We start from the raw sequence: 12,867 nt of genomic DNA on the forward strand, positions 1-12,867 counted from the left end.
CCGTGCCGACCCCGAATTTCCGCCCACGGTCCACAGTGGACGTCGTGAACCCTGATCAGGCTCGGTGTGCGGGGTGGAGAGCCCGCTGCCGCGTCCCGTGCGGAACGCGGCAGCGGTCGGTCACTTCGAGCCGCCGCCGAGTCCGGCGCGGCGCAGCGCCTCGGCCATCGCGCCGTTGGCGGGCGGGCGTTCTTGGCGCTGCTGCTGGCGTTGCTGCTGCTGACGCGGCCGGCCGCCACCGCCGCCGCCACCGCCGCGCTGCCGGTTGCCTTCCTGCGGGGCCTTGCGGCCGGGCTCGTCCTGCAAGCGCAGGGTCAGGCCGATCCGCTTGCGCGGGATGTCGACCTCCAGCACCTTCACCCGCACCACGTCACCGGACTTGACCACGTCGCGCGGGTCCTTGACGTAGGTGTCGGACAGGGCGGAGATGTGCACCAGGCCGTCCTGGTGCACGCCGATGTCGACGAACGCGCCGAACGCGGCCACGTTCGTCACCACGCCCTCCAGCACCATGCCGGGCTTGAGGTCGCCGAGCTTCTCCACGCCGTCGGCGAAGGTCGCCGTCTTGAACGCCGGGCGCGGGTCGCGGCCGGGCTTCTCCAGCTCGCGCAGGATGTCCGTGACGGTCGGCAGACCGAACTTCTCGTCCACGAAATCGTTCGGCCGCAACGACTTCAGCACCGCGGTGTTGCCGATCAGCTCGGCCTTGGCGTGCTGCTGGATGCGCCGCACCACCGGGTACGCCTCGGGGTGCACGGAAGAGGCGTCCAGCGGGTCGTCGCCGTTCGGGATGCGCAGGAAGCCCGCGCACTGCTCGAACGCCTTGGGCCCCAGGCGGGCCACGTCCTTGAGCGCCGTCCGCGACCGGAACGGGCCGTTGGAGTCGCGGTGCTGCACGATGTTCTCCGCGAGGCCGGCGGTGATGCCCGAGACGCGGGTGAGCAGCGGCGCGGACGCGGTGTTCAGGTCGACGCCGACCGCGTTCACGCAGTCCTCGACCACAGCGTCCAGCGAGCGCGACAGCTTCGACTCGGACAGGTCGTGCTGGTACTGGCCGACGCCGATGGACTTCGGGTCGATCTTGACCAGCTCGGCCAGCGGGTCCTGCAACCGGCGGGCGATGCTGACCGCGCCGCGCAGCGACACGTCCATGCCGGGCAGCTCGGCGGAGGCGAACGCGGACGCGGAGTACACCGACGCGCCCGCCTCGGACACCACGACCTTGGTCAGCTTGAGGTCGGCGTGCCGCTTGAGCAGGTCGCCGGCCAGCTTGTCGGTCTCCCGGGAGGCGGTGCCGTTGCCGATCGCGATCAGCTCGACGTCGTGCTTCCCGGCCAGCGCGGCGAGCTTGGCGATCGCCTCGTCCCAGCGGTTGGCCGGGACGTGCGGGAAGATCGTGTCGGTGGCGACGACCTTGCCGGTCGCGTCCACCACGGCCACCTTCACACCGGTCCGGAAGCCGGGGTCCAGGCCCATCGTGGCGCGGGTGCCGGCGGGCGCGGCCAGCAGCAGGTCGCGCAGGTTGGACGCGAACACCCGGACCGCCTCGTCCTCGGCGAACTGGCGCAGCCGGGAGCGCAGGTCGATGCCCAGGTGGACCAGGATCCGGGTGCGCCAGGCCCAGCGCACGGTGTCGGACAGCCAGCGGTCGGCCGGGCGCCCGCGGTCGTCGACGCCGAAGCGGGACGCGATGCGCGCCTCGTAGCCGGTGGGCTCCTCGTCGTCGCCCGCCTCCAGCTGGAGGTCGAGCACCTCTTCCTTCTCGCCCCGGAACAGCGCCAGGATGCGGTGCGACGGGAGCTTGGTGAACGGCTCGGAGAAGTCGAAGTAGTCGGCGAACTTCGCGCCCTCCTCCTCCTTGCCCTCGCGCACCTTGGCGGCGACCTGGCCCATGCCCCACATGCGCTCGCGCAGCTCGCCGATCAGGTCGCCGTCCTCGCCGAACCGCTCGACCAGGATGGCCCGCGCGCCCTGGAGCGCGGCGGCGGCGTCCGCGACCTCCTCGGTCAGGTAGGCCAGCGCGGCCTCCTGCGGGTCGGTCGTCGGATCGTTCAACAACCCCTCGGCGAGGGGTTCGAGGCCCTGCTCGCGGGCGATCTGCGCCTTGGTGCGCCGCTTCGGCTTGTAGGGCAGGTAGAGGTCTTCGAGGCGGGCCTTGGAATCGGCGGCCAGGATCGAGGCTTCCAGCGCGTCGTCGAGCTTGCCCTGCGACCGGATCGACTCCAGCACCGCGGCCCGGCGCTCCTCCAGCTCGCGCAGGTAGCCAAGCCGCTCTTCCAGTGTGCGTAGCTGGGTGTCGTCCAGCGCGCCGGTCGCCTCCTTGCGGTAGCGGGCGATGAACGGCACGGTCGAGCCCCCGTCGAGCAGGTCGACGGCGGCACCGACCTGTCCGGCGCGCACGCCCAGCTCGTCGGCGATCCTCTGGTGGATGGCTGTGGTCACACCAGGCATTGTGCCCGCACGCGGCCCGTGCGGGGGTGGAGGGGCGGAAATGGGCGGGTCGGGCACCGTTCCGGCCGTTCGGGTGAACGCGGTGGTCCGCCGGTGACGGAAGGTTGCGCCGAACGGCCTGGTTCACACCCGTGTTTGCCAGGACGTGTGACGGCCCGCCGCCGCGTCGACGGCGGGCCGATCGCCGGCCGCGCGTTGCGGCCCGGCCTGCCCGGTGGCGGGTCCGAGCGGGGTCGCGACCCCGCCACCGGGCAGGGCCCTAGCGGCGGCGCTCGGCCGGGTCGGTCAGGGACGGCGGGCGGTACCCGGCGTCGCGGTCGGACAGGGTCGTGCCGGGCGGGACGATCTTGTCGATCTGGTCCAGCACGTCGGCCGGCAGCCGGACCTCGGCCGCGCCCAGCTGTTGTTCCAGCTGCTCGTAGGTGCGCGGGCCGATGATCGCCGAGGTCACCGCCGGGTGCTCCAGCACGAACGCCAGCGCCAGGTGGATCAGCGACAGGCCCGCCTGGTCGGCCAGCTGGGCCAACGCCTCCACGGCCGCCAGCTTGGCCGCGTTCTCCGGCGCGGCGATGTCGTAGCGCTCCGGGAAGCGCTCCGCGCGCGACGACGGCGGCTGGGCGCCGCCCGCGCGGTACTTGCCGGTCAGCCAGCCGCCGGCCAGCGGGCTCCACGGGATGACCGCCAGGCCGTACTTGCGCGCCACCGGGAGGACTTCGCGCTCCACGCCGCGGGCCAGCAGGGAGTACGGCGGCTGCTCGGACACCACCCGCTCCCGGCCGCGCTTCTCCGCGATCCACTGGCCCTCCACGATCTCGGCGGGCGGGAACGTGGACGTGCCGATGTAGCGGATCTTGCCCGCCCGCACCAGGTCGGTCAGCGCGCCCAGGGTCTCGTCGAAGTCCGTGCCGGGTTCGGGGCGGTGCACCTGGTAGAGGTCGATCCAGTCGGTTTGCAGCCGGCGCAGGCTGTGCTCCACCTCGCGGTGGATCCAGCGGCGGGAGTTGCCGCGCTCGTTGACGTCCTCGCCGAGCGCGCCGTGGAACTTCGTCGCCAGCACGACGTCGTCCCGCCTGCCCCGCAACGCCTTGCCCACGATGGTCTCCGACTCGCCCGCCGAGTAGACGTCGGCGGTGTCGACCAGGTTGATGCCGGCGTCGAGCGCGCGGTGGACGATCCGGATGCCGTCCTCGTGCGATGGGTTGCCGCGCGGGCCGAACATCATCGCGCCCAGCGCCAGCGGGCTGACCCGCACACCGGTGCGGCCGAACGGGCGGTGCGTCATGCGGTTCTCTCCTCGATCAGGTCCTCGCCGGTGAAGGCGTCCCACAACAGGCGGTACGGCCCCGCCCGGTCCAGCAGTTCGGCGTGCGTGCCGACCTCGGCGACCCGCCCGCCGTCGAGCACCACCACGCGGTCGGCGCGGGCGGCCGTGGTCAGGCGGTGGGCGACGACCAGGGTGGTCCGCTTGCGCGACAACGCCTCGACCGCCCGCGTCACCGCGAACTCGGTGGCCAGGTCGAGCGCGGCGGTGGCCTCGTCCAGCAGCAGCACGTCGGGGTCGACCAGTTCGGCGCGGGCCAGCGCGATCAGCTGGCGCTGCCCGGCCGAGAGGTTGCGGCCGCGTTCGCCGACCGGCTGGTGGTAGCCGTGCGCCAGGCCCGCCACCACGTCGTGCGCGCCCACCGCGCGGGCAGCCGCCTCCACCTCGTCGTCCGTCGCGTCCGGGCGGCCGTACGCGATGGCGTCGCGGACCGTGCCGCTGAACAGGTGAGCTTCCTGCGGCACGACACCCAGCCGACGCCGGTAGCCGGTCAGGTCCAGCGCGCGCAGGTCCGCGCCGTCGACCCGGACGGCGCCGGCCGTCGGGTCGTAGAACCGCGCCACGAGTTTGACCAGGGTGGACTTCCCCGCGCCGGTCCTGCCCACCAGCGCGACGGTTTCGCCGGGCTCGACGTGCAGGGTGACGCCGCGCAGCGCCTCGCGGGCGACCCCCGAGTAGGCGAAGTGCACGTCCTCGAACACGATCTCGCCGCGCAGCCGCCCGACCGGGGTCGGCGACGCCGCCGGGGGAGTGGTGGTGGGGGTGCGCATCAGGTCGCGCAGCCGGCTCAGGCCGATCACCGCCTGCTGGTAGCCGTCGAAGACCTGCGGCAGTTGCTGCACCGGGGCGAAGAACATGTCGACGTAGAGCAGGAACGCGATCAGGGTTCCGGCGGTGAGCGTGCCCGCCTGGACCTGCCCCGCGCCGACCGCCAGCACGCACGCCGACGCCACCGCGCTCAGGAACTCCACGAACGGGAAGTACGTCGCGATGTTGCGCTGCGCCCGCAGCCGTGCCGTCCGGAACGCGTCGCCGCGCCGGGTGAACTCCGCCGCGTCCACCGCCTCGCGCCGGAACGCCTGCGACGCACGCAAGGACGCCACCGTCTCCTGGAGGTAGGCGTTGACCGAGCTGATCCGCTCGCGCGCCTCCATGTACGCGGGCACCGAACGGCGGCGGAACGCGACCGTCGCGGTCAGCAGCACCGGCAGCAGCACGAGCAGCACCACCGCCAACGGCGGGTCGACCGCGATCATCGCGACCAGCACGCCGGAGATCGTCAGCACCGTGACGACGGCGGTGGCCAGGCCGGTCTGGAGGAAGTTCGACAGCGCGTCCACGTCGGTGGTCATCCGGGTCATGATCCGGCCGCCCAGCTCGCGCTCGTAGTAGTCCAGCCCGAGCCGCTGCAACTGCGCGAACGTCTTGACCCGCAACGTGTACAGCAGCCGTTCGCCGGTCCGCCCGGTGACCCGGACCTGCGCCACGCCGATCGCCCACCCGGCCAGCACGACCGCCGCCGCCACCGCCGACGCCGCCACCACGTGCCCGTCGACTCCCGCCCGGACCAGCACCGGCAACGCGATCTGCGCCGCCGCGTCCAGCGCGACCAGCGCCAACCCGGCCAGCAGCGCCCGCCGGAACGGCCGCAGCAACCGCCCCAACCCGAACGACAGGTCCGCCGCCCGCGCCTGCTCGACGTCGACCGAGGGCCGCGCGGTCAGCGGCGCGAGCCCGTCGAGCCTGGCCAGCAGTTCCGGGCTCGGCGGCGCGGACGCCAGCACCCCGCCGCCGACCGCGCCGCCGCCGGGCGCGCTGCTGGCCGCGGCCGCGAACGCCTGCGCCGTGCGGGCGCTCGGCGCGGAGCGCACCGAAGGACCGTTGCGCCACAACGCCTCGGTGCGCCCGCGTGCCTTGGCCGCTGGCCGGGAGCCCTGCCCGGCCAGCAGGGTGCGGAACTCCGGACTGCGGGTGTCCAGCTCGGCCTCGGTCCCGACGTCCACAATGGACCCGTCGGCCAGCACCGCGATCCGGTCGGCCAGCGCCAGCGTGGACCGCCGGTGCGCGACGACCAGCGTGGTCCGCCGCACGTCGGCCAGGTTGCGGTGGATCTCCGCCTCCACCCGTGCGTCGATCGCCGACGTCGCGTCGTCCAGCACCAGCACGCGCGGGTCGTAGAGCAGCGCGCGGGCGAGCGCGATCCGTTGCCGCTGACCACCGGACAGGGTCAGGCCCTGCTCGCCGATCACCGTGTCGTAGCCCTCGGGCAGCGCGGCGACGAACTCGTCCGCGCACGCCAGCCGGGCCGCCTCGACGACCTCCGCCGGCGACGCGTCCGGCCGTCCGTAGGCGATGTTGGCGCGCACCGAGTCCGACAGCAGGTAGGTGTCCTCGAACACCACGCCGACCGCCGCGCGCAACGACGACGTCCGCACCTCCCGCACATCCAGCCCGCCGACCCGCACCGCGCCGGCCGACACGTCGTAGAACCGGGGCAGCAGCTGACCCAGCGTCGACTTGCCGGACCCGGCCGCGCCGACCACCGCGACCGTCTCGCCGGGCGCGATCCGCAGCGTCACCCCGTCCAGCACGGGCGCGTCGGGGTAGCCGAACGCGACCCCGGCGAACTCCACGCCGAGCGGCCCGGCGGGCAGGTCCCGGTCCCCGTCGGGCAGCTCGGGCTCGGCGTCGATGATCTCCAGCACCCGTTCCACGCCCGCCCGCGCCTGCTGCGCCACGGTCAGCAAGGTGGCCAGCTGCCGCACCGGGTTCACGAACGCGCCCAGGTAGGTGGTGAACGCCAGGAACGTGCCCAGGGTGATCTCGCCGCGCAGCGCAAGCCACCCGCCGAACGCGAGCACCAGCACCTGGCCCAGCGCGGGCACCGCCTGCATCGCCGGGTGGTACCGGCTGGTCAGCCGGGTGACCCGGAGCCGGGACGCGTAGAGGGCCGACGCGCGCTCCTCCAACGCCTCCTGCTCCCGCTGCTCCTGCCCGAAGCCCTTCACCACCCGGACGCCGGTCACCGCCGCCTCCACGGCGGCGGCGACCTCGGCGGCCTCCTGCTGGGTGTGCCAGTTGGCCGGGAACAGGTCCCGGCGGCTGCGGTGCGCGATGAACCACAGCGCCGGGCCGACCGCGAGCGCGACCAGGGTCAGCGGCGGCGACAGCACCGCCATCACCACCACGGAACCCAGGAACATCAACACGTTCCCGGTGATGTTGGGCAGGAACGCCAGCAGGGTCTGGATGAGCGTGATGTCCGAGATGGACCGGCTCACCACCTGGCCGGTGCGCAGGTCGTCCTGCTCCGCGCCGTCCAGCCGCAGCAACGACCGGAAGGCGTCGTCGCGCAGGTCCTGCTGCACGCCCAGGGAGAGCCGCCCGGACCGGTAGCGGCGCAGGTAGCCCGCCGCGAACCGGGCCGCCGCCACGGCCAGGAAGACCGCGACCCACGGCGTCACGTCCGCCACCGCGCCGACCGCCACGTCGTCGACCACGTGGCGCAGCACCAGCGGCAGCGACGCCGTGGCGGCGGCGGCCACGACGGCCGAGCCGAACGCGAGCACGAGGTCGGCGCGGTGGCGCAGGCAGTACCCGATCAGCCTCCGCGACCAGGACACCCTCACACCGCCGCGAGCGGGCGGCCGAACTGGTTCGCCGGGCGCGGCAGGCCGTAGTGCTCCCGCAGCGTGGTGCCGGTGTACTCGGTGCGGAACAGGCCGCGCCGCCGCAGGATCGGCACGACGTGCTCGACGAACAGGTCCAGCCCGGAGGGCAGCACGGCGGGCATGATGTTGAACCCGTCCGCCGCGCCCTCCCGGAACCAGTGCTCGATGGTGTCCGCGACCTGCTCGGGCGTGCCCGCGAACGTCTTGTGCCCGCGCCCGCCGCCGAGCCGCCCGATCAGCTCCCGCACGGTCAGCCGCTCCCGCCGGGCCAGCTCCACGATCAGCGTGTAGCGGGACTTCGCGCCCTCGATCTCGTCCTCGGACGGCAGGTCGGCGGGCAGTTCCCGGTCCAGCTCCAGGGATTGCGGCTCGACCCGGAGCAGCTTCGCGAGCTGGCCCCGGGCGTACTCGGCGACGATCAAGCGGTCCAGCTCGGCGTCGGCGGCCAGCGCCTCGGCTTCCGTGGAGCCGATCACCGGCACCAGGCCGGGCAGGATCTTGACGTGGTCGGGGTCGCGGCCCGCCGCGCGGGCCCGGTCCTTGATGTCCGCGTAGAACGCCTTGGCCTCGGCCGGCGTCTGCTGCGCGGTGAACACCGCCTCGGCGTGCCGGGCCGCGAAACCCCTGCCGGCCTCGGACGACCCGGCCTGCACCAGCAGCGGGTACGCCTGCGGCGAGCGCGGCACGTTGAGCGGGCCGCGCACCCGGAAGTACTTGCCCTCGTGGTCGATCGTGTGCACCCGGTCCGCTTCGGCGTGCACACCGCGTTCCTTGTCGGCCACGATCGCGTCGTCGTCCCACGAGTCCCACAGCTTCTTGGCCACGGTCAGGAACTCGTCCGCCCGCTCGTACCGGTCGAAGTGCGCGGGCTGCCCGTCGAGGCCGAAGTTGCGGGCCGCGTCGTCGCCCGCCGTGGTCACGACGTTCCAGCCCGCCCGGCCGCCGCTGATGTGGTCCAGCGAGGCGAACCGGCGGGACAGGTTGAACGGGTCGTTGTAGGTGGTGGAGGCGGTGGCGATCAGCCCGATCCGGGAGGTCGCCCGCGCCAGGGCGGTGAGCAGCAGGGTCGGCTCGAACTTGCCCGACGGCCGGCGGCCCACCTGCCCCCACAGCACGGGGGAGTCGGCCAGGAACACCGAGTCGAACGCGGCGGCCTCCGCGGTGCGGGCCAGCCGCTCGTGGTAGTCGATGCTCAGGTGGCCGTGCGGGTCGCTCTCCGGCAGCCGCCAGGACGCCTCGTGGTGCCCGGTGTCGTGCAGGAACAGGTTGAGGTGCAGCTGGGTCACGGTGTCGCCCCTTCGGTGATCCCCAGCGCGAGCAGCAGGCGGTCGCGGTGGGATTGGAACAGCGGGTCGCGGTGCGAACGGGGCTCGGGCAGGTCGATCCGGACGTCCAGCCCGATCCGCCCCTCCTCCAGCACCACGATCCGGTCGGCCAGCTCCACGGCCTCGTCCACGTCGTGCGTGACGAGCAGGACCGCGGGGCGGTGCCGCGCGCACAGTTCGCGCAGCAGGTCGTGCATCTTGATGCGGGTCAACGCGTCCAGCGAGCCGAAGGGCTCGTCGGCCAGCAGCACGGCGGGTTCGCGGACCAGGCAGCGCGCCAGCGCGACGCGCTGCTGCTCGCCGCCGGAGAGTTCGTTGGGCCACGCGCGTTCCCGGCCGCGCAGCCCGACCTCGGCCAGCGCGTGCTCGCCGCGCTCCCGCGCGCCGCCGGGCACGCCCAGCAGCACGTTGTCCAGCACGCGCAGCCACGGCAGCAGCCGCGAGTCCTGGAAGGCGACCGAGACCTCCTGCGGCACTTGGAGTTCGCCGCTCCCGGTCACGTCGTAGTCCAGCCCGGCGATGGCCCGCAGCAACGTGGACTTGCCGGAACCGCTGCGCCCCAGCAGGGCCACGAACTCGCCCGGCGCGATGTCGAGGTCCAGCCCGTCGAGCACGGCCCGGTCCCCGAAGCGCCGCACCAGGTTCCGCACCCGCACGGCGGTCACCCGCTCAACGTGCTGCGCCACGCGAGCACCCTCCGCTCGACCAGTCGGAGCAGCGCGTCGGAGACGAACCCGAACAGGCCGTACACCACCAGGCCCACCACGATCACGTCGCTCTGCCCGTAGTTCTGGGCCTGGAACATCAGGTAGCCGATGCCGCTGGTGGCGTTGATCTGCTCCAGCACGATCAGGAACAGCCACGACCCGGTCACGCCCAGCCGCAGCCCGACGAAGAACCCGGGCAGCGCGCCGGGGAACACGACCTTGCGCACGAACTGGCCCCGGCTCAGGCCGACCACCTCGGCCAGTTCCACGTACCGCTGGTCGATGCCGGTCAGCGACGCGTGCGTCTGGATGTAGAGGGTCACGGCCACGCCGATCGCGATCACCACGATCTTGAAGCCCTCGCCGATGCCCAGCCACAGGATCAGCAGCGGGATCAGGCCCAGCGCCGGGATCGCCCGCTTGACCTGCACCGTGCCGTCGATCAGCGATTCGCCGATCCGGCTGAGCCCGGCCAGCACGGCCAGCGCGGTGCCGATCACGGCGCCGACCAGGAAGCCCGACCCGGCCCGCTGCAACGAGGTGAGGATGCTCTCCGGCAGCTTCCCGTTGGCCACCAGGTCGATCCCGGTCTCCACCACGGTCCACGGCGCGGACAGCGCGCGCGGGTCCAGCCAGCCGGTGGCCGAGGCCGCGCTCCAGATCAGCACGACCAGCAGCGGCCCGAGGGCACGGCCGTACGGGATGGGTTTGCCGGGGCCCAGCCGGCGTTTGCGCGGTCCGGCCGGGACGGCGGTCCGGCCGGCCGCGCGCAGGGGTGGCGCGAGGGTCTGCGTCATGGCTTGCTCCGGTACGTGGCGGGGACGGATTCCGCGGCGAGGTGCTCGAACCGCCGGTCGAACAGGTCGGCGGCCTTGACCGGAGGGGTGAACCCGCCCTGGTTCATCAGGTCGGCCGTCTCCTGCTCCCAGGCGATCGCCCGGTCCCAGCTGTCCGGGAAGTACGGGCGGGGGATGGCCTTGACGATCCGCTCCCCGTCCGCCGCGCTGACGTTCTGGTCCTTGACGTAGTAGTGCTCGATCCACTGCTCGGGGTGCTCCCACGCCCACACCAGGCCGCCGGTCCAGAACGGGATGAACGCCCGGATCGCGGCGGCCTTGGCGTCGTCGCGCAGGACCTCGGTCGGGGCCCACAGCACGGTCAGCAGGTCGACGGCGGTCATGTCGATGGTGCGTGCGCCGTCCTTGCCGTACTGGCCGAGGTACTTGGTGGTGGTGGGTTCGGCGAGCACCGCGACGTCGACCTGCCTGGACTGCAGCGCGGTGAGGAACTGCGGGCTGTTCAACGCGATCAGCTGCACGTCGTCGTTGCGCAGGCCCAGTTCCTTGAGCGTGCGCAGCACGACCACGCCCTGGGCCTGGCCCTGCGAGAACGCGATCTTCTTGCCCTTGAAGTCCCGCAGCGAGTCGATGTCGGTGCCGGGCGCGGTGGCGAACTTGTAGGTCGGCGTCTCCCGGTGCGCCACCGCGACGATCTTGGTCTCGTAGCCGATCGCGGCGGCCTGGATGGGCGGGATGCCCGCGTTCGAGGCCAGGTCGACCGATCTGGCCCGGAAGCCCTGGATCACGTCGGGGCCGGCGGTCACGTTGGGCCACTCCGGCACCTGGAACGGCAGCTTGGACAGCTCGCCGGACGCCTCCAGCTGGCTCAGCGTGGTGCGGATGGAGATGTTCAGCTTCGTGCCGGGAGGGACGGCGGTGGGCAGCGGCCCGGCCGGAGCCGGACCGCTCGCGCCACCCGCGACCGTGCACCCCACGAGGCCGAGCGCCCCCAGACCCGCCAGTCCGGCGAGCAACGAGCGCCGGCCGATGGCCGACGTGGCTGGCAGTGTCATTCGGGATTCCTAAATCGTGTGGTAACGGCCGTCGTGGTAGAGCAGGGGCGTGGAGCTGTCGTCGAGTTCGGTCTCCAGCACGCGGGCGAGCACCAGGTGGTGGTCGCCCACCGGCACCAGGTCGTGCACCTCCGCGCGCAGCCAGCCGGCCACGTCGTGCAGCACCGGCTCGCCGCCGGGGAGCCTGCGCCACCGGGTCGGCGCGGCGAACCGGTCCAGGCCGCTGGTGGCGAACCGCCGGGCGAGGTCTTCCTGGTGCGCGCCCAGGAAGTTCACGACGACGGTCGTCGCGGCGCGCACGTGCGGCCAGCTGGAGGAGCGGGTGGAAACGCCGAACGAGACCAGCGGCGGCTGCGCGCACACCGAGGTCAGCGAGGTGGCGGTGAACCCGGCGGGACCCCGCCCGCCGTCGGCGGTGACCACCACGACGCCCGCCGGGTGGCGGCGGAACACCTCGCGGAACCGCGCCGGGTCGACCGGCGGCGAGGGCAGCACCGCCGTCATCAGTCGACCTTGACCGTGTGCTCGGAGGTGAAGGGCTTGCCCGCCACCAGTTCCGACTCGCGGCCGTCCGGACCCACCGGCACGTCGCCGATGATCGTCACGCGGTGCAGGCGGCGCTCCACGTCGAGGTGCTCCAGGTCGCGCGGCGCGAGGTGCGCGGTGGCCCGGTTGTCCCAGAACGCCACGCTGCCCGGCTCCCAGCGGAAGCGCACGGTGTACTCGGGGCGGGTGATCTCGGCGTAGAGCAGGTCGAGCACCGCCTTCGACTCGCGCGGCGAGACGTCCACGACGTGGCTGGTGAAGCCGGGGTTGACGAACAGCGCGCGTTCGCCGGTCACCGGGTGCACGCGGACCACCGGGTGCACCGCCACCAGCAGGTTGTCGTTGATCCGCTTGGCGTACGCGTCGTTGCCGGCGGGCTTGTCCGCGCCCCCGTACCGGTGCTCCGCCCGCAGTCCGTCCACAAAGGACTTCAGGGGTGCGGAGAGCCCCTCGTAGGCCGCGACGAGGTTGGTCCACGTGGTGTCGCCGCCGCGCTCGGGCACGACCTCGGCGCGCAGGATCGAGCCGGACGGCGGGTTGACCGCGGCGGTGACGTCGGTGTGCCAGCCGGCGAAGTAGCTGTACTGGCGGCGGCGCACCTGCTGCCGGAACTCGGGGCCGTAGCGCTCCTCGTAGCGGCGCGGGTCGATGGTGAAGATCTCCGGGAAACCGCCGGGCGGCGCGTCGTCGTGCGGGTGCGCGTAGGTCAGCTCGCCGAACTGGCGGCCGAACGCGATCTGGCTCGCGTGGTCGAGTTCCTGGTCCCGGAAGAACACCACCTTGTACTCGTGGAGTGCATTCCGGACAACCTCCAGAGTTTCCGCGTCCAATGGTCGGGAAATGTCGATTCCCGAGATATCGGCTCCGGTGTGGCCCGCCACCGGGCGCACCGCGACTTTGTTCAGCGTGCTCGTCACCTGGCGTCTCCCATGGGTATGCGAAAATAGACCTTCGCAGGTCAGTTAGGGTATGAATAGGTGCTGCGCTTACCTGG

9 protein-coding genes are annotated in these 12,867 nt (G+C 72.9%); all 9 read right to left on the reverse strand.

Annotation, left to right across the window (positions count from 1 at the left end):
• Positions 1–120: 120 nt before the first annotated feature.
• The gene (locus tag AC0HI0_RS00285; RefSeq protein ID WP_480930175.1) at positions 121–2,451 is read right to left on the reverse strand and encodes a Tex family protein; all 2,331 of its coding nucleotides are present in this window, start codon (positions 2,449–2,451) and stop codon (positions 121–123) included.
• Between the two features lie 259 nt (positions 2,452–2,710).
• Entirely contained in the window at positions 2,711–3,733 is a 1,023-nt protein-coding gene (locus AC0HI0_RS00290; protein WP_480930176.1) for an aldo/keto reductase, read from the reverse strand.
• Positions 3,730–7,395 (reverse strand): ABC transporter ATP-binding protein, encoded by a 3,666-nt coding sequence (locus AC0HI0_RS00295; RefSeq protein WP_480930177.1) that lies wholly within the window; start codon positions 7,393–7,395, stop codon positions 3,730–3,732. Before AC0HI0_RS00295 ends, AC0HI0_RS00290 begins: the two co-directional genes overlap by 4 nt.
• A 2-nt stretch (positions 7,396–7,397) precedes the next feature.
• Complete coding sequence (locus AC0HI0_RS00300) at positions 7,398–8,729, reverse strand: LLM class flavin-dependent oxidoreductase (RefSeq protein ID WP_480930178.1); 1,332 nt, start codon at positions 8,727–8,729, stop codon at positions 7,398–7,400.
• Entirely contained in the window at positions 8,726–9,454 is a 729-nt protein-coding gene (locus AC0HI0_RS00305) for an ABC transporter ATP-binding protein (RefSeq protein ID WP_480930179.1), read from the reverse strand. Before AC0HI0_RS00305 ends, AC0HI0_RS00300 begins: the two co-directional genes overlap by 4 nt.
• The gene (locus AC0HI0_RS00310) at positions 9,430–10,272 is read right to left on the reverse strand and encodes an ABC transporter permease (RefSeq protein ID WP_480930180.1); all 843 of its coding nucleotides are present in this window, start codon (positions 10,270–10,272) and stop codon (positions 9,430–9,432) included. Before AC0HI0_RS00310 ends, AC0HI0_RS00305 begins: the two co-directional genes overlap by 25 nt.
• Entirely contained in the window at positions 10,269–11,327 is a 1,059-nt protein-coding gene (locus AC0HI0_RS00315) for an ABC transporter substrate-binding protein (RefSeq protein WP_480930181.1), read from the reverse strand. Before AC0HI0_RS00315 ends, AC0HI0_RS00310 begins: the two co-directional genes overlap by 4 nt.
• A 9-nt stretch (positions 11,328–11,336) precedes the next feature.
• Positions 11,337–11,831 (reverse strand): flavin reductase family protein, encoded by a 495-nt coding sequence (locus tag AC0HI0_RS00320; RefSeq protein ID WP_480930182.1) that lies wholly within the window; start codon positions 11,829–11,831, stop codon positions 11,337–11,339.
• Positions 11,831–12,790 (reverse strand): TauD/TfdA dioxygenase family protein, encoded by a 960-nt coding sequence (locus tag AC0HI0_RS00325; protein ID WP_480930183.1) that lies wholly within the window; start codon positions 12,788–12,790, stop codon positions 11,831–11,833. The genes AC0HI0_RS00320 and AC0HI0_RS00325 overlap by 1 nt, the downstream gene beginning before the upstream one ends.
• Between the last annotated feature and the right edge of the window lie 77 nt (positions 12,791–12,867).

The organism is Saccharothrix sp. NBAS 001 (assembly GCF_056640475.1).

Bases quoted from the DNA above. Each gene is read 5' to 3' on its own strand.
- AC0HI0_RS00285 (WP_480930175.1), bottom strand. From the start codon at position 2,451: ATGCCTGGTGTGACCACAGCCATCCACCAGAGGATCGCCGACGAGCTG.
- AC0HI0_RS00290 (WP_480930176.1), bottom strand. From the start codon at position 3,733: ATGACGCACCGCCCGTTCGGCCGCACCGGTGTGCGGGTCAGCCCGCTG.
- AC0HI0_RS00310 (WP_480930180.1), bottom strand. From the start codon at position 10,272: ATGACGCAGACCCTCGCGCCACCCCTGCGCGCGGCCGGCCGGACCGCC.
- AC0HI0_RS00315 (WP_480930181.1), bottom strand. From the start codon at position 11,327: ATGACACTGCCAGCCACGTCGGCCATCGGCCGGCGCTCGTTGCTCGCC.
- AC0HI0_RS00320 (WP_480930182.1), bottom strand. From the start codon at position 11,831: ATGACGGCGGTGCTGCCCTCGCCGCCGGTCGACCCGGCGCGGTTCCGC.